Here is a 17,074-nt window from a genome sequence, read left to right on the forward strand (position 1 = left end):
ATAAACTAACTTAATTTCAAAAAACTATTCAGCTGCAAACTGCTGCAAAGCCTTTTCAAATGCTGTTCTTTTAGCTGAAGCATCTGCTTGTTTAGCAGCTTGTGTTCCGATATAGAACTTAATTTTAGGTTCTGTCCCAGATGGTCGAACAGCGATCCAAGAACCATCAGCCAAATAATATTTTAAAACATTGGACTTGGGTAAATCAATCGTCGAAACTTCTCCCGCTGCTGTTTTCTTTTTAGATGCTTGAAAATCAGCAGTTGCAGTCACTTTAACACCTGCAAATTCAGTTGGAGCAGCTTCACGGAATTTGGTCATTAAGTGTGAAATCTTTTCTGGCCCATCTATTCCATCAAAAGTCAGTGGAATTGTTTTTTCAGCATAATAACCATATTTTTCAAATAGTTCTTGCAAACCATCATACAAGTTCATGTTACGCCGCTTATAATCGGCTGCAACTTCGGCCAACATAACCAGCGACTGAATAGCATCTTTATCCCGAACAAATGGTCGAATCAAATAGCCATAACTTTCTTCAAAACCAAACATGAAAGTCTGTGAACCTGATTCTTCGAAATGTTTAATCTGTTCAGCAATAAATTTAAAGCCTGTTAAAACATTGATCATTTTAACATTATAATGCTGAGCAATTGTTGTAGCAAATTCACTGGAAACAATCGATTTGACAGCAGCTGCATTAGCTGGCAGTGAACCAGCCTCTTTGCGAGCTTTTAAGATATAATTCAGCATCAGTGCTGCGATCTGATTGCCCGTTAACAACTGATATTCTCCTGAAGGTTGACGAACAGCCACACCTAAACGATCAGCATCTGGATCAACTGCAATCAGCAAATCTGCATCTTCTTGTTTGCCATGTTTGATCGCCAAATCAAATGCTTCGGGAAACTCTGGGTTAGGTTTAACGACTGTTGAAAATTCTGGATCAGCAGTTGCCTGTTCTTTAACCATTGTAAAGTTAGTAAATCCGGCTTGTTTTAAAGCTTTTTCACCCAACATTGCACCAGTTCCGTGTAAAGGAGTAAAAATCAATTTTAAGGTTTTGCCTTCCTCTTTAACTAAAGGACGATTAATCGTAATCTGATCAACCTCTGCCAAATAAGCCCGATCAACATCATCACCAATGATTTTTAACATATTTTTAGCTTTTAACTGCTGCTCATCAGCAACTTTAATTGCAAATAAATCAGTAGCTTGGCGGACATATTTCGTGATCAAATCAGATTCTTTCGGTGGCATCTGACCACCATCTTCACCGTAAATCTTGTAACCGTTATATTGTTTGGGATTATGACTGGCGGTAATCATAATTCCAGCATAAGTTTTTAAATGCCGAACAGTAAACGATAATTCTGGCGTTGGTCTGAGACTTTCAAAAACAAAACTTGGAATGCCGTGTGCGCCTAGAACCCTAGCAGCTTGATGAGCAAAATCTTCAGAATGATGACGTGAATCAAAACTGATGGCAACTCCCCGTTGTTTGATAGTCGAATCCAAAGTATCCATGAAACGAGCTAGGCCTTCAGTAGCCTGCCGAACTGTATAGATATTCATCCGGTTTATTCCGGCACCAATTACTCCCCGCATCCCGGCTGTACCAAATTCCATTGGCGCATAAAAAGCTTCTTCCTTTTTTTCCGGATTATTTTTAATTGCTTCCAATTCCTTTTTAAGTTCTGCATCCAATTCTGGATAATTTACCCAAGAATTATATGTTTCTTCCCAACTCACAATTATCACACTCCTTAACTACTCTTAGTATACTATAAAATGTTTTTAAATTTATCAGAAAAGTGTCTTTTTCTGATTGTCTTTTAATAGCAAAAAAGAGTTTGCCCATTCTAAGCCGATATTTCCATCTTCAGAAACATAAAGCTCTAGAATATAAACAAACTCTTTTCATTTAGTCCTTGAGTGATTCTAAATAATTATAAGCATTTTGGCCGGCAATACCGCCATCGCCAACAGCTGTCGTAATTTGGCGTAATTCTTTTTTACGAACATCGCCGAGTGCAAAGACACCCGGAACACTCGTTGCCATTTTTTCATCAGTGATAATCCAACCAGCTTCATCAGTAATACCTAACTGTTGAAACGGTCCGCTAACCGGCAGTAACCCAACGTAGATAAAAACTCCATGAGTAGCAATTTCACTATCTTCACCAGTTTTTTTGTTATGCGTTTTAACCTTAGTTACTTTTTTACCATCACCAACGATTTCCGTAACGATCGTATCCCAAGTAAATTTCATTTTTTCATTGGCAAAAGCTCGGTCCTGTAAGATCTTTTGTGCCCGCAACTGATCACGGCGATGAATAACATCAACTTCACTAGCCAATTGGGTTAGATACGCACCCTCTTCAATCGCTGAATCGCCGCCGCCAACTACTACTACATCCTGATTTCGGAAAAAAGCACCATCACAAACAGCACAATAAGAAACACCGCGCCCACTATATTCTTTTTCACCTGGAACTTGCAATTTTTTGTATTGCGAGCCCGTAGCAATAATCAACGCCTGCGTTGCAAAATCGCCGTTATCTGTTTTAACAATTTTCATTCCATCTTCGGCTACTGTCACCGTTTCAACGTTACCATATGCAAACTCAGCTGAAAATTGGGTCGCGCTAGCATACATTTCCTTAGCTAGATCCGGACCCAAAATTGATTTGAATCCAGGATAATTTTCTACTTCAGCGGTATTATTCATCTGCCCGCCATAAATTCCACGATCGAGCATTAACACTGACAAATTTGCCCGCGAAGCATATAAAGCGGCTGTCATGCCACCTGGACCCGCTCCGATCACAATTACATCATATTTTTTTACTGCCAATCATCTTACCTTCTTCCACTTACTGATTATTAGTTTAAAATCAAGTATACACTGCCGATTTCAGCAAATAAAATTTTCTGCCTAAGCTTATTCCGATCGACCTTCGCGTTGCATTAAGTTAGCAATTGCCTGCTTAATATCACAACCTTGATACAATACCTGATAAATGGCTTGAGTGATCGGCATTTCAATCTGCCGCTGCTGGGCTAATTCGTACGCTGCTTTATTGGTCGTGATTCCTTCAATAACCATCCCCATGTTTTTAATAACATCAGCTAACGGTACACCTTGTCCCAACTGATTACCCGCTCGCCAATTACGTGAATGTACACTTGTACAGGTAACAATTAAATCACCAACACCTGATAAGCCAATAAAAGTCTGTGGTTTAGCTCCCATTGCTACACCTAAACGCGAAATTTCAGCTAATCCACGCGTCATTAAGGCTGCTTTGGCATCATCACCATAACCCAAGCCATTTAGTGCTCCAGCTCCTAAAGCAATGATGTTTTTAAATGCGGCTCCAAGTTCAACTCCAATAATATCTTGATTAGTATAAATTCTAAAAAAGTCATTCATAAACATTTTCTGAACGGTTTTGGCAGCTGCTACGTCAGCAGAAGCGGCTGTAATCAATGTAATATCTTGCCGAGCTACTTCTTCAGCATGACTGGGGCCAGACAAGGCAACGATTCCTGCTCGATTAGCTTCCGGGATTTCTTCTGCAATAATCTCAGAGATCCGTTTATGCGTCCCTAATTCCAACCCCTTGCTAGCATGCACTATTAGCGGTCGTTCATTGCTGGTTTGCAAAATTTTGCCGATCTTTTGTGAAACAGAACGAATTGCAACAGTCGGCACAACCAATAAGATAACTTGGCGGCCGTTAACAGCTGCTGCCAAATCATCCGTTGCAACCAACCGTTCATCATATTTCAAACCCGGTAAATAATGATGGTTTGTATGCTGCTCGTTTAACTCAGTTACTTGTTTACTTTCACGAGTCCAAATTTTAATATCCAAACCATTTTTTACCAAAACATTAGCTAATACACTACCCCATGAACCAGCGCCGATAACGGCCGCTTTACTAATCTTCAAAAAAGTCACTCCTCGTTTTTTTTATCATACTTAGTTACTCCTTCAAGGTACCACGGTGCTAAAGGCTGCCAATAACGCCGATGTAACAACCATGCAATCGCTCCAACAAACAAGATCACTGACAGCCATTGCGAAACTCGCAAAGATCCCAGCATCAAACTGTCAGTCCGCATCCCTTCGACAAAAAAGCGGCCGAATGAGTACCAGATCACATAACCAAAAAATACTTCGCCCCGTTTAAATAGTTTCGGTCGATGACGTAAGGCCATTAAAACAACAAAACCTGCCAAATCCCAGACTGATTCATACAAGAATGTCGGTTGGTAATAAACTCCTTTAATCCGCATCTGCTGAATAATAAATTCCGGTAAATGCAAACTATGCAAGAAAGCAAGTGTTGTTGGCCGACCATGGGCTTCTTGGTTCATGAAATTACCCCAGCGTCCGATTCCTTGAGCCATAATCACGGTTGGTGCCACTACATCCAGCAATAACCATTCCGGAATTTTTCGATAGTGGCAAAAAACGGTAATTACAATAACTGCCCCAATCAGACAACCATAAATTGCAATTCCACCATCCCAAATCCGATAAATCTGATCAGGGTGCTGTGAATAATACGACCACTCAAACACCACATAATAAATTCTAGCAGAAATAATTGAAAACGGTAACGCCCATAAAATCAGATCATAAAAATCATCTTCTTTAAGGCCGCGCCGTTTCCCTTCACGGATCGATAAATAAACTGCTAATACCACTCCAACAGCAATAATAATTCCATACCAATGAACTTCAATTCCGCCTAGACGAAAAGCGATTGGATTCAGTACCGCAAAAAATGAGTTCAAAACAAAATCTCCCTTACTAGTTAGTTGAATTCTCTTGAATCAAATTATTCAAGTTGTTTTCAAAAGCTTTGGTAGCATCGTACCCCATTGTTTTGGCACGATAGTTCATTGCGGCTGCTTCAATAATAATCGCTAAATTGCGCCCAATTTTAACTGGCACAGTAATTTTAGGAATATCCACATCAAAAATTTTCACTTTTTGTTCGCCACTGCCTAAGCGATCAAATTGCTTATCTTTACTCCAATTTTCTAAATGCACAATTAAAGAAATTTGCGTATTTGAGCGGACTGCTCCTGCCCCAAATAAATTCATTACATCAATAATTCCGATTCCACGAATTTCCAGCAAATGCCGCAAAATTTTGGGAGCCTCACCAATGATCGTCTGTTCATCTTTTTGATAAACTTCAACACGATCATCAGCGATCAAACGATGTCCACGCTTGATCAAATCAAGTGCTGTTTCTGATTTGCCGACACCAGAATCGCCAGTAATTAAAACGCCTAAACCATAAATATCTACTAAGACACCATGAAGCGCCTTTCTTTCAGCCAAACGTGACTCTAAAAAGTCAGTCATTTTTGAAGACAGTCGAGTAGTTGGTAATTTAGAACGCAAAACCGGAATTTTAGCTGCTTTGGCAGCAGCATCAAGTTCTTCTGGAACTGGCAGCATTCGAGAAATAACAAAACACGGTGTAACATCAGCTTGACACAACTGCTGCATAACCTGCTGTCTTTTGTCTGTTCTCATTTTTCGTGCATAGGAAATCTCTGTCATCCCCAGCAGCTGAATCCGTTCTGCCGGATAGTAAGCAAAATATCCGGTTAACTCTAAACCCGGTCGTGAAATATCACTAGTTGAAATCATGCGTTCTTGCAAATACTTACCACCAGAAAAAACCATTGTACCCGTTGCGGCAACTAAATCGGCCACACTAACCGAACTGCTCACAAAAAATCCCTCCTTTTTTCAACAAAACAAGCAATCATTTAAATTTATAATGATTCGTAATTACTAAGTTAACTCCGCTTAAAATCAAAGCTACTAAAATTGCTGCACCAAAATTGGAAAACTGGAAATTAGCTCCAATCAATTTTGAAGTTAATTCCAGCATCAACCCATTGATTACAAAGTAAAAAATTCCCAAACTCATAATGGTGATCGGCAATGATAAAATAATCAGAATGGGCTTTACCACCATATTTAGCACTCCTAAAACGATTGCTGCAATTAATGATACCCAAACACTTGATACATGAAAATATTGCGGAAAAAATCCCGCAGTTGCAAGAAATACTAACGCATTAATAATAATTCGCTGCAAAAAATACATAAAAACCTCCATTGTAATTAATTCTTTAAATCTCTTTCATGCGCATCGTGAATAATTTTCCGATTACGATTAGCATGGGTATCCTTGGGGGTTGCTTTTTTTCCAAAAAGACTGCGGACAAGCTCAAAAATAAAACTATTAAAGATTTTATTGCCTAATTTTGGAGGCATTGAAACTGCTAAAATTAAATAACAACTTACCGTTAACCAGGTAACATGCGGAATTATCAATAAAAGTAGAAAAATAATCCGCATAATCCAGGGTTTAAAGTTAAGAAACTCAGCCAGACCACCACAAACACCAGCAATAATACGCTCATCTGAGCGGCGTAATTTTTTCCTTTTTTTATTCATTTTTCACTTCTCCTAGCAAGTTAAAGCTACCTACTTAAAATAGTACATTTTACACTTACATTTGGCAAATTATGAATTTGTTAATTCACTAAGCATTGCCGTTTTCATCATCGCTGTTCCCAGGATTCAACTCGACAATTTCACCTTTTTTTAAAAAAACGATCCATTCACACACATTAGTTGCATAATCACCAATCCGTTCTAAATAAGTTGCCGCTAAAGTATAATGTGAGCCACTAACTACTGCTTTTTGATTGGCCTGCATCTCGGCAATACAGAGTTGCTTAATTTTTGCCAACTCTTGGTCAAGAAAAAGATCTTGTTGAGCAATTTGATAAGCTCGCTCAAGATCACGTTTCACATAAGCATCTAAGGCATCTGCTACCATTTTAGCAGCATATTCACCCATTTTGGCAATTTCAACTTCAATTTCAGGAATTCGATGAGTTCCTTTCATTTTAATTGTTGTTCGAGCTAAACTGACTGCATGATCAGCAATTCTCTCTATATCAGAACTGGCCTTTAAAACAGTAATTACATCCCGAAGATCAGAAGTAACTGGTTGATACAAAGCAATTAACTCTAACGTCATCTTCTCTAATTGACTTTCACACTGATTAATTGCTTGGTCATGTTCAATAACCATGCTGGCCAAGTTTTTATCATGATCGACAAAAGCTTTGACTGAACGAAAAATAGCTTCATTAACTAACATACCCATTTCAGCAAAGCGCACATGCAACTGCACCAATTCTTTGTCAAAGGTTTCTCGCAATCAGCTCACCTCTTATCTCTGACAGCAGTTTGATTTAGTCTTGATTTTATACTTTAATTAAATCAGACGCAATTAAATTTTATTTAAGAATCAATTTTTTAGTCAAATACTGATCGGTTGCCGCTTGTTGCGGTCGGGTGAACAACTCTCGCGTTTGAGCAAATTCAATCAATTTACCGTGCTGCAAAAAGGCAGTATCATCAGCAATTCGTGCCGCCTGCTGTAAATTATGCGTCACAATAATAATTGTTAAATGGCTTCTAAGTTTTAATAGAATTTTTTCAAATTGCAAAGTAGCCGCCGGATCCAACAATGCTGTAGGTTCATCCAACAACAGAATTTGTGGATGCAGCAGTAATGCGCGTGCTAAACAAAATAGTTGCTGATCTTTAGTACTCAACTTGAACTGCTTGTTTGTCAGTTGATGCTGTAATTTATCCCATAAACACACTTGTCGCAAGCTTTGTTCAATATCCATTGCTAAATTTTGTCGACTTACTTTCATGTTAACGCGTGGTGCCAACATCAAATTAGCTTTCAAAGATATTGGAAAAATTATCGGTTGGGACGGCAGCATTCCGATCTTCATGCGCAAGCGAAAACAATCAACCCGTGGATCATAAATATTGATTCCTTGAAATAGCACCCGACCACTGGTTGATAAGTGATCTTCATTTAAACGGTTGAATGCTCGTAACAAAGTCGTTTTGCCTGAACCGGAAGGACCGATCACAGCTGTGATTGCCGCCGAACGAAAAGCGATCGTTACATTTTTTAAAATCGGTCGGTCAGCAGCAACATTTAAATGTTCAGTTTTTAAAATAGCTTGACTCATTAAATTACCCTCGACTTTTTTCAATTAATTGTTCTTTGCTGCAACCATAACCAGCCATAAATGGCTAAATCAAATAAAATAATCAACAATATCAACAAAACTGCGGCTCCGGTAGAAATTTGCAAGGTCTGCGGAATAGTTCCTTCAGCATTGATCTTCCAAATATGAACCGCGAGCGTTTCGGCTGGTCGAAATGGACTTAATGGACTGGCAGTATCTAACGGATTCCAATTCTTCCAATCAAGCATTGCCGCACTTTGACCAGCGGTATAAATCACAGCTGCCGTCTCCCCAATAATTCGCCCTGCACTTAAAACAACGCCCGTCAGTAAAGCGGGACGAACTTGAGGAATAATAATTTTACAAATACAATCCCAATTTGACATTCCCAAGGCCAGCCCCGCTCGGCGCAAACGTGGATCGGCTGAACGTAACGCATTTTCACTAGTACTGGTCAACAAAGGTAAATTTAAGATCATTAATGTTAAACTGCCAGACAATAATGAAAATCCAAAATGAAATTTAACAACGAATACTAAAAAGCCAACTAATCCGATTACGATCGTCGGTAATGAGCTTAAAATTTCCAACATTATGCGGATCAGTTTTGTAAACCAGTTTTGTCGTGCGTATTGAAATAACCAAATTGCTGTGCCTAATGCCAATGGCAATGAAATCACTAAGGTCAACACTAGTATGTATAATGTATTAAATAATTGGATTCCTACTCCACCGCCAGTCAGATAATTACTGCTGCCAGTTAAAAAATGCCAATTCAATTGTGGCAGACCCCAACCAAAGACCAACAGTAACAGCCCTACAATAAGAGCTAACACACTGGCCGCCATTAGGTAGACCCAAGCTTTAATGATTTTTTCTAAATTAACAGTGATGTTTAATCGTGGTTTAATCAATATCTTTTTTCCCTCGCATCAAATAATGTGTCAGCAGATTAAACAACAGTGACATAAGCAACAAAACTAATGCCAACGACCAAAGTGCATTATTTTCATTGCTCCCCATTGCTGTATCACCTAAATTAATCGTAATAACACTGGTCAAAGTAGCCGCCGGAGAATTTAATTTTGTTGGCAGCAAAGCCGCGTTGCCAATGACCATCTGAACCGCCACTGCTTCACCAAAGGCCTGAGCAAAACCGAAGATCAGCGCGGTTTTTAAACGAACAACTGCCAATGGTAAAATCAGCGTTAACCAAACTTGAAACTTAGTAGCTCCTAAAGCAGTTGCCGTTATTTGATAATCTCGTGGAACAGCAGCAAAAGCATCAGCTGCCAAAGTAATTAATGTGGGCAAAATCATTATCGCTAAGATAATTGCGGCCGCCAGCCAACCATAGCCAGTTCCACCTAAATACGTACGCAATAATGGGATTATCGCCACAATTCCAACCAAGCCATAAACAACCGCCGGAATCCCTGACAAAATCGATAGTCCGCCGCGAAATAATCGCTGCCAACGCTGCTCTGCGACCTCCGTCATAAAAATAGCAGTTCCTAACGCAAAAGGGACTGCCAGCAAAAGACTTGCTGCAGCTACAATCAGTGAACCACTAAGTAACGGCAAAATTCCAAACTTGGCTTGATTTGGCAACCAATGTACTCCTGTCAAAAAAGCTGATAAACTAGCCTGCTGCTGTCTGAATAATGCTGTTCCTTTAAAAGCCGTAAATCCCAAAACCATAATCACCAAACAAATAATCAGCCATGCACACAATGACACGCTTAAGTGACCAATTTTTTCACGTTTGCCTGCTATTGATGGTTGAAATAAATCTGAATGGTTTGCTTTCATCTAGTTGCCTCCTTGTTTATTGGTTTAACGATTCCGTGATGATCCCGAACAACTTTCATTGATGAAATTGGAATAAAACCTAATTTAACGATTACTTTTTTCACCTGATTTGATTTTAAATATTTCATAAAATAACGAACTTTTTTACTGGAATCTTTTCGAATATAGAGATGCTCATAAGACCAAATTTTCCAATGATTATTTTCAACATTTTTGGCCGTTGGAGCAATCCCATCAATTTTAGGTGCTGTTACGCCAGACTGAATATACGGAAAAGCCACATAGGAAACCGCCCCTGCAGTTTCTCTGACGATTTGATAAGCTGTTCCAGATGATGCCTGTTCCTGAGTTGTCATGCTTGGGTGACCAGCTAATGCCAATGCTTCAAAATTCAAACGTGTACCGCTTCCCTCAGCTCGATTAATAACCGTAATCGGCAGGTGCTTACCGCCAACCTGCTGCCAATTAGTAATTTTCCCAGTAAAAATTTTTCTTATCTGTGCCATTGTCAAGTTTGAAACTCCGGTTTGCGGATTAACAATAACCGCGATCCCACTGACAGCCAATTTTTGATCTTGCAATTTTTCAGTCGTCAAATCTGAATTCTGTGTCGCAAAAACATCCGAAGTCCCAATATCAATTGCTCTTTCAGCTACTTGACTCAACCCCGTTCCTGAGCCGCCGCCTTGCACATTAACATAAAAATTCGGTCGCTGCTGCCGATAATCAAGAGCTGCTGTTTCGATAATTGGCTGCACTGCCGTTGATCCCGCCACTGTTAATGATTCTTTGTTTGGCTGTTGGCAACCAGCCAAACAAATCAGCAAGCCGCTACAAAAGCTTAAAAGCAATAACTGCTTAAACCTTTTCACGCACATCGTCTCGCTTTCCATCAGTAATTAAAGGCAAAGACACTGTAAACTCCGAGCCAACACCAACCTGACTGGCAACCTTAATCTTACCTTTCATTGCTGCAATATACTCCTTAACAACAGCTAAGCCCAAACCGGTTCCACCTGTTTGCCGCGAACGCGAATTTTCAATTCGATAAAACCGTTCAAAAATTCTTTCTTGCTGATCTTGTGGGATGCCCCAACCGTTATCTCGAACAATCAATTGCCAAATTTGCTGTTTTTTATTGCTTGACACCCAAACGCTACCACCTGCATCATTATATTTGATTGCATTTTGCAGTAAATTATTAACCACATGCCGCAACTTGTGGTCGTCTCCTATAATCACAAAATCCTCAGCTATTTCGTTATAGACTTTGATTTGTTTTTTTTCTAATTCCGGCTGAAAACTTTGTAAAACTTCCGTCAAATAAGCACGCAGTTTAATGCGGTTTAAGCTTAAAGCTGTATTGGTGGAAATTCTTGCCAGGGATAAAATGTCTTCAACTAAAGCCGTTAATTTCAGGCTTTCCTGTTGAATAATTTTCAAAAATTGTGGTAACGCATCCTGATCATACATTGCACCATTTAATAGCGTTTCACTGAAGCCAGTAATTGCCGTTATTGGCGTTTTTAATTCATGACTGACATTGCTGACAAAATCTAACTGCATTTGTTCAATTTCTTTTAATTCAGTTAAATCATACAATAAGACCATAACCAAGAAATGATGGTGACTGACTGGAACAAAAACACTGTGTGCATCAACTACTTTATTATTAAACTCTAATTTTAACTCTGTATGCTGATCTTTTTTTGTTTGATAAGTCAATTCAATTAAATGGCTTAAGTCATAATTACGTAATTCATTAGCATATAACTGGCCCTTTAAATTCATTTCTCGACCCATTAAATCGCTCATTGCGCGATTGCTAAGGTAAATTTTTTGGTCTTGGTCAAGAACCATTACTCCGATCGTCAAATATTCAATTAAAGAAAAATATCCGCGCTGCTGCGTCAAATAATGTTTAAAAATATCTCGCTGCAAACTTTGAACTTGATTAATGGACTGCGCCAACTGATAATAAGCATCTGTCGGTGCCAGCAATAGGTGTTGCGGTTTTTCACCTGCAATAATTGCTTGCAATTTTTTACTTAATAAATTTATTTTTTGCTGTTGCTGCTGATGATTCCAATAACGCCGCGCAATATCCAACATACTTAAGAAAAAACTAGTAATCACTAAAAAAAGCCATCTTTTAGAATCAAATAAATCACTATTTTTTAAGTTGCCTAAATTAATAAACAGCCAGAAAATGATTGACTGAATTACAAAAATCAAACCAAAATCGGCTGCAAAATTTTTAATGATCTTGATTGGCTTCACCTTCAAATCGATAACCAAATCCCCTTACTGTTTCGATATATTGCGGTTGATGTGGATCATGCTCAATTTTTTCCCGTAAATGACTGACATGCATATCAACCATTCGCGTTTGACCAACATAATCAAACCCCCAAACCCCGTTTAATAACTTATCACGACTTAAAACCCGTTGTGGTCGTTTAACAAAATAAGCCAGTAATTCAAATTCTTTGGGAGTCAATTTAATTTTTTCTCCATTACGAGTTACCGAATAGTTAACTAAATCAATTGTAAAATCAGGAAATTGGTAAATTTCTTGTGACTTTTTTGATGAAGTTGCTGGTGTTTCCTCATCAGTTGCCTCGGTTGTCCGACGCGCGATAGCCTTAATTCTAGCCAAGACTTCTCGCGGAGAAAATGGTTTAGTCAGGTAATCATCAGCCCCTAATTCCAACCCGATCACCTTATCGTATTCTTCACCCTTAGCAGTCAAAATCATAATTGGGGTTTTAATTTTTTCCTGTCGCAATCTCTTGGTAACTTCTAATCCATCTAATTTTGGTAACATCAAATCAAGCAAGATAAAATCATATTGATCTGTAACTGCTTCATCAAAAGCCTTTTGTCCATCCATCGCAACCGTTACCTGATAACCAGCCGTTTCCAAATTATACTTCAACAGTGTTACAATCGCCATTTCATCATCGACTACCAGAATTCTTTTCAAAATATTCCCTCCGTAATTAATGAAAGATAACCAAACCGATTTCATGCGGTGAATCAGCATAAATTGCTCCCTGTGCCAATTTTAATTCTCCAGCATAATTTCGAAGTTTAAATCGGCAAAAAGTTGCATCTGTTTTTAAAGCAGCATAAAGCTCTGATTCACTATGAACAGTCAATCCGTTGCAAGTTAATATCTCATCACCAGGTTGAATCTTCATCTTAGCGGCCGGAGTATTTGGCTGAACCGCAATTACACGAACACCGTCATGGGTTTCAACATACCAATTATTTTCTTTACGTTCAAATCTTCGCTTTAAAATCATTGCTACTACCGACAGCAACAATAAAACAATAATTATAATTTCAAAAATCGCTGGAAAAATATAGCAAAGACCAGCTCCCACCAAAAAAGCCAGCAATAATTCTAACAGTTCACGTTTTTCAAAGCGATAAGTTGCTTGCGCTGATTGACGCCAAAATTTAAAACCACTGCTGATAATTGCCGGAAGAATAAATAATTGAAATTGATGATGAGCAATCGTTATAAAAAACCAGCCTGGTAAAAAATTAGTCAGCGTTCCACTGGGGACCAGACACACTAACGGAACCAGTGCTAAATCTTGCCAAGAGTAAAAAACTAACCGCCGGCCTCGTTTGCCATTCTTGATAACCGGACTGATTTCCATTGACTGGTAGCGTTTCAGCATCAGCCATTTAGCAACTAAAAACAGAGCAGCTATAAAAAGTAGTGCTGCGCTGCTGGTTGCTAATGCGGAATGACTGAGCAATACTTGCTGCTTAATCGAACTTGGCAGCAGGTTGGCTAACTCAGCTGAAAATAAACTTAATCCGCCTAATAAAAGTAAACTGATCCACCAGAAAAAAGCACTATCAATCTTAAAAAATGGATAGATCAGCACAGCAATCACCATTAGAACTTGATAAATAATGATCCACTGCCATGGTAACATGACTCCTATTAAGATAGTAATCAAACTGCCGATTATCCCCAGCAAAAAGAAGTTTTTAATAAAGTGCCTTCCTTCAAAGAAGTCACGATTGATCGCAATGCGGAATTGTTTTCGTTCAAATGAAATTCGCCTTGCATATGTAACTCCTATACTCAAAATTGCCAACCAAACAACCGGTTGCAACAGAAAATTTTTAATCGCCTCAAGCACCATCAATTTGAACACCTTTCTTAAAAAAACAATTCAGTACCTTTAGTATAGCAATTCTATTTTAAGAGTACAAAAAATCCTGCTAATTTAACTTTAGCAAGATTTAATTTTTGCATAACGTAAATAAAAACCCCTTCTTAAGTTAAGAAGAGGCCTTATTTACTGCTTACATAGAGCAAGTTTTCGATTAAAAAAGGTTAAATTTTTAAGAAGCGACGCATTGAAACCGCCGATCCCAGTGCACCGATAATAATTCCAATCAAAATTAACAATAAATCAATTTGAAGCAAGAATGTTGCCGGTGTCAATAGCTGATAACCGGTGCTGGCCAAGGATGCCATTAAAACGCGATACAGCCAAACGTAGCCAAAGTCAATAATGACAATTGGCAAAATTGCGCCAAACAATCCGGTCCAAGCTCCTTCTAAGATAAATGGCCAACGGATAAACCCATTAGTTGCACCAACTAATCGCATAATAGCTATCTCATTTTTACGTGATAAAATTGTAATTCGAATCGTATTTGAGATCAGAAAGACTGCTACAAACAATAATAACAAGCCAATCGCTGTTCCCCAAGTTCGAACGCTATCAACTACATGAAATAATTTTTTGGCTGATGCACCACCATATTTAGCAGTGTAAACATACTTCATATGTTCAGCTTTCTCAGCAACTTTTACTGTCTGTTTTGGTTGCTTGGTTTTGACTACATAAACATCATTTAACGGATTATCATCCCCGCTGAATAATTTGAACTCTTTACCATAACTACCAATAACATTTTTTAGTTCCTGCTTTTTACTTGAATAACGAATACTTTTTACATCACTCAAGCTTGATAATTCTTGCCGCAACTGCTGCTGCTGTTTTTTAGTTGTTCCTCGATTAATCAGAACTCTAACTTGAACATCATTTTCAATATCTGAAGCTACTTTATTAATATTTAACAAAATCGCTAACAAAACTCCGACTAATAATAGGGTTACCGCAACTGCACTGATAGCTGCTGCGGTCATCCAACCATTGCGTTTAAGGCTTTTGAAGCTTTCTTTTAAATGCCGTTTGAATGTCAGACTATTCATTTTTAGAAAAGCCCCCTTTACGCTGGTCACGAATAATATGCCCATCTTCGATTTCAATTACACGATGCTTGCGTTGGTTAACAATTCCACTATTATGAGTAGCCATAACAACCGTTGTGCCCTGTTGATTAATTTCCTCTAGGATATCCATAATTCCTCCGGCTGTATCGGGATCAAGATTTCCGGTTGGTTCATCAGCGATCACGATCCCTGGTTGATTAGCAATCGCTCGCGCAATTGCGATTCGCTGCTGCTCACCACCGGATAATTGATTTGGAAAAGCATCCGCTTTATCTGCCAATCCTACTAAATCAAGTACCCGTTTAACTCGCTGTTGAATTTCAGTAGGCTGTTTTTCAATTACTTGCAACGCGTAGGCGACATTTTCAAAAACCGTCATTTTGGGCAATAATTTGAAATCTTGAAAAACAATTCCCAATTCTCGTCGTAAATAAGGAATCTCATGCCCCTTAATTTTATCAAGCTCAAATTCATTGATCTTAATTTGACCTGAGGTTGGCTTTTCTTCGCGATACATCATCTTGATAAAAGTTGATTTGCCAGCACCACTCGGCCCCACTACATAAACAAACTCCCCTTGATCGATTTTAATGCTGAAATCACTGGCTGCTTCAATATCATTGGTATATTTTTTAAAAACATGCTTAAATTCAATCACCAGAACTCCTCCTTAAATCAGCTACACACCAGCTAATTATAACATTCCTTATTATTTAAAGATTTCAACTAAATTACAAATAAATTTCATTTAGTTTAGTCAGGATTTTGTGCACTTAATTGTGATTGCAAATAAGCATTGATAAAGCCATCCAAATCGCCATCCATCACCGCTTGAATATTTCCAGTCTCATAATTGGTTCGATGATCTTTAACTAATGAATACGGATGAAAAACATAAGAACGAATCTGCGACCCCCAGCCGATTTCCAGCTGTTGCCCTTGGATCGCTGCCTTCTTTTTTTCTTGTTCTTCTAATTTTAATTGATACAAGCGGGCTCGCAGCATACTTTCAGCTGTCGCACGATTTTGAAATTGTGAACGCTGTGCCTGACTGGAAACCACAATTCCCGTTGGAATATGAATTAATCGAACCGCTGAAGATGTTTTGTTAATATGCTGACCACCGGCACCGCTTGATCGAAAGACTTCCATTTTTATGTCTTCTGGCCGTAGTTCAACCTCCACACTATCATCCAGTTCTGGCATAACATTAACCGAAGCAAATGAAGTATGCCGGCGACCAGCAGCATCAAACGGTGAAATTCTCACCAAACGATGAACACCTTTTTCACTGCGTAAGTAGCCATAAGCATTTTTCCCGCTGAAGCGCAAAGTCACACTTTTAATTCCTGCCTCTTCACCAGCCAGATAATCTAAAACTTCTACTTTAAAATGATGCTGCTGCCCCCAACGATCATACATCCGCAACAACATTGAGCCCCAATCTTGAGATTCTGTTCCACCAGCTCCTGGATGGATTTCTAGTAAAGCATTATGTGCATCGTACTTTCCATTCAGCAACAATTCTAATTGATATGCCTGCAACTTTTGTTGTACCTTCGTTAATTTTTCAGTTAATTCAGTTTTCATTTCTTGATCTTGTGGATCTTCTTTTAGCAATTCAGCTAAAATTTCAAGTTCATCAACTGCATCACTTAAAACTTTAAAATTATCAAATTTGGTTTTTAAACCATTTGTCTCATCAATAATTTTTTGGGCAGCTGCTTGGTCATCCCAAAAACTTGGATCAGCCATTTTACCCTCATTTTCAGAAATTTTTTCGTTCAAGGCCTCTAAGTCAAAGAGACCCCCTAAAGTCTTGGACTTTTTGCTTCATATTTTCAATTATTTTTTTTGCTTCACTAAGTTCCATTATTAAAC

At 38.6% G+C, this 17,074-nt stretch carries 18 protein-coding genes; all 18 read right to left on the reverse strand.

Annotated features, from left to right (window positions below):
* Positions 1 to 24 precede the first annotated feature (24 nt).
* The 18 genes from FC89_RS05100 to prfB all read right to left on the reverse strand — a co-directional run bounded on the left by FC89_RS05100 (position 25) and on the right by prfB (position 17,066).
* Positions 25 to 1,752, reverse strand: a complete 1,728-nt coding sequence (locus tag FC89_RS05100) for a phospho-sugar mutase (protein WP_057871467.1) — start codon at positions 1,750 to 1,752, stop codon at positions 25 to 27.
* A gap of 172 nt (positions 1,753 to 1,924) precedes the next feature.
* On the reverse strand, positions 1,925 to 2,857 hold the full coding sequence (trxB, locus tag FC89_RS05105) for a thioredoxin-disulfide reductase (RefSeq protein WP_083485416.1): 933 nt from the start codon (positions 2,855 to 2,857) through the stop codon (positions 1,925 to 1,927).
* 87 nt (positions 2,858 to 2,944) lie between these two features.
* Positions 2,945 to 3,952 (reverse strand): NAD(P)H-dependent glycerol-3-phosphate dehydrogenase, encoded by a 1,008-nt coding sequence (locus tag FC89_RS05110; protein WP_057871550.1) that lies wholly within the window; start codon positions 3,950 to 3,952, stop codon positions 2,945 to 2,947.
* 11 nt (positions 3,953 to 3,963) lie between these two features.
* On the reverse strand, positions 3,964 to 4,809 hold the full coding sequence (lgt, locus tag FC89_RS05115) for a prolipoprotein diacylglyceryl transferase (protein ID WP_057871468.1): 846 nt from the start codon (positions 4,807 to 4,809) through the stop codon (positions 3,964 to 3,966).
* Between the two features lie 16 nt (positions 4,810 to 4,825).
* Positions 4,826 to 5,764 carry an HPr(Ser) kinase/phosphatase gene (gene hprK / locus FC89_RS05120; protein WP_057871469.1) on the reverse strand — a complete coding sequence of 313 codons (939 nt, stop codon included), beginning with the start codon at positions 5,762 to 5,764 and terminating at the stop codon, positions 4,826 to 4,828.
* Between the two features lie 34 nt (positions 5,765 to 5,798).
* Positions 5,799 to 6,146, reverse strand: coding sequence for a phage holin family protein (locus tag FC89_RS05125; RefSeq protein ID WP_057871470.1), 348 nt, complete (start codon positions 6,144 to 6,146; stop codon positions 5,799 to 5,801).
* Between the two features lie 17 nt (positions 6,147 to 6,163).
* Positions 6,164 to 6,499, reverse strand: a complete 336-nt coding sequence (locus FC89_RS05130; protein WP_057871471.1) for a PspC domain-containing protein — start codon at positions 6,497 to 6,499, stop codon at positions 6,164 to 6,166.
* A gap of 88 nt (positions 6,500 to 6,587) precedes the next feature.
* Positions 6,588 to 7,274 carry a phosphate signaling complex protein PhoU gene (phoU, locus tag FC89_RS05135; RefSeq protein ID WP_057871472.1) on the reverse strand — a complete coding sequence of 229 codons (687 nt, stop codon included), beginning with the start codon at positions 7,272 to 7,274 and terminating at the stop codon, positions 6,588 to 6,590.
* A 79-nt stretch (positions 7,275 to 7,353) separates the two neighbouring features.
* A complete protein-coding gene (locus FC89_RS05140; protein ID WP_057871473.1) occupies positions 7,354 to 8,109 on the reverse strand; it encodes a phosphate ABC transporter ATP-binding protein in 756 nt (251 codons plus the stop codon).
* Between the two features lie 20 nt (positions 8,110 to 8,129).
* On the reverse strand, positions 8,130 to 9,023 hold the full coding sequence (gene pstA / locus FC89_RS05145) for a phosphate ABC transporter permease PstA (protein ID WP_420865000.1): 894 nt from the start codon (positions 9,021 to 9,023) through the stop codon (positions 8,130 to 8,132).
* Positions 9,016 to 9,921: a phosphate ABC transporter permease subunit PstC gene (gene pstC / locus FC89_RS05150; protein ID WP_057871474.1), complete on the reverse strand. Its 906-nt coding sequence runs from the start codon at positions 9,919 to 9,921 to the stop codon at positions 9,016 to 9,018. The genes pstA and pstC overlap by 8 nt, the downstream gene beginning before the upstream one ends.
* The gene (locus FC89_RS05155; RefSeq protein WP_235804382.1) at positions 9,918 to 10,793 is read right to left on the reverse strand and encodes a phosphate ABC transporter substrate-binding protein; all 876 of its coding nucleotides are present in this window, start codon (positions 10,791 to 10,793) and stop codon (positions 9,918 to 9,920) included. The genes pstC and FC89_RS05155 overlap by 4 nt, the downstream gene beginning before the upstream one ends.
* Positions 10,780 to 12,201 (reverse strand): two-component system histidine kinase PnpS, encoded by a 1,422-nt coding sequence (pnpS, locus tag FC89_RS05160; protein WP_057871552.1) that lies wholly within the window; start codon positions 12,199 to 12,201, stop codon positions 10,780 to 10,782. The genes FC89_RS05155 and pnpS overlap by 14 nt, the downstream gene beginning before the upstream one ends.
* Complete coding sequence (locus FC89_RS05165) at positions 12,179 to 12,907, reverse strand: response regulator transcription factor (protein WP_057871476.1); 729 nt, start codon at positions 12,905 to 12,907, stop codon at positions 12,179 to 12,181. Before FC89_RS05165 ends, pnpS begins: the two co-directional genes overlap by 23 nt.
* Before the next feature lie 16 nt (positions 12,908 to 12,923).
* Positions 12,924 to 14,090: a PDZ domain-containing protein gene (locus FC89_RS05170; RefSeq protein WP_057871477.1), complete on the reverse strand. Its 1,167-nt coding sequence runs from the start codon at positions 14,088 to 14,090 to the stop codon at positions 12,924 to 12,926.
* Between the two features lie 194 nt (positions 14,091 to 14,284).
* Positions 14,285 to 15,172 (reverse strand): permease-like cell division protein FtsX, encoded by an 888-nt coding sequence (ftsX, locus tag FC89_RS05175; protein ID WP_057871478.1) that lies wholly within the window; start codon positions 15,170 to 15,172, stop codon positions 14,285 to 14,287.
* The gene (gene ftsE, locus FC89_RS05180) at positions 15,165 to 15,851 is read right to left on the reverse strand and encodes a cell division ATP-binding protein FtsE (protein WP_057871479.1); all 687 of its coding nucleotides are present in this window, start codon (positions 15,849 to 15,851) and stop codon (positions 15,165 to 15,167) included. The genes ftsX and ftsE overlap by 8 nt, the downstream gene beginning before the upstream one ends.
* 95 nt (positions 15,852 to 15,946) lie before the next feature.
* Positions 15,947 to 17,066, reverse strand: a protein-coding gene (prfB, locus tag FC89_RS05185; protein WP_187329655.1) for a peptide chain release factor 2 whose coding sequence is annotated in 2 segments (ribosomal slippage) — positions 15,947 to 16,993 and positions 16,995 to 17,066 — 1,119 coding nt in all. Because the reading frame shifts where the segments join, the coding sequence is not laid out codon by codon here.
* Positions 17,067 to 17,074 lie beyond the last annotated feature (8 nt).

The organism is Liquorilactobacillus ghanensis DSM 18630 (assembly GCF_001435235.1).
Taxonomy (GTDB): Bacteria; Bacillota; Bacilli; order Lactobacillales; family Lactobacillaceae; genus Liquorilactobacillus; species Liquorilactobacillus ghanensis.

What these genes read in the sequence shown, in the direction of transcription:
- FC89_RS05170 (WP_057871477.1), bottom strand. Translation starts at nt 14,090, where the DNA reads ATGGTGCTTGAGGCGATTAAAAATTTTCTGTTGCAACCGGTTGTTTGG.
- FC89_RS05125 (WP_057871470.1), bottom strand. Translation starts at nt 6,146, where the DNA reads ATGTATTTTTTGCAGCGAATTATTATTAATGCGTTAGTATTTCTTGCA.
- FC89_RS05140 (WP_057871473.1), bottom strand. Translation starts at nt 8,109, where the DNA reads ATGAGTCAAGCTATTTTAAAAACTGAACATTTAAATGTTGCTGCTGAC.
- FC89_RS05130 (WP_057871471.1), bottom strand. Translation starts at nt 6,499, where the DNA reads ATGAATAAAAAAAGGAAAAAATTACGCCGCTCAGATGAGCGTATTATT.
- pstC (WP_057871474.1), bottom strand. Translation starts at nt 9,921, where the DNA reads ATGAAAGCAAACCATTCAGATTTATTTCAACCATCAATAGCAGGCAAA.
- ftsX (WP_057871478.1), bottom strand. Translation starts at nt 15,172, where the DNA reads ATGAATAGTCTGACATTCAAACGGCATTTAAAAGAAAGCTTCAAAAGC.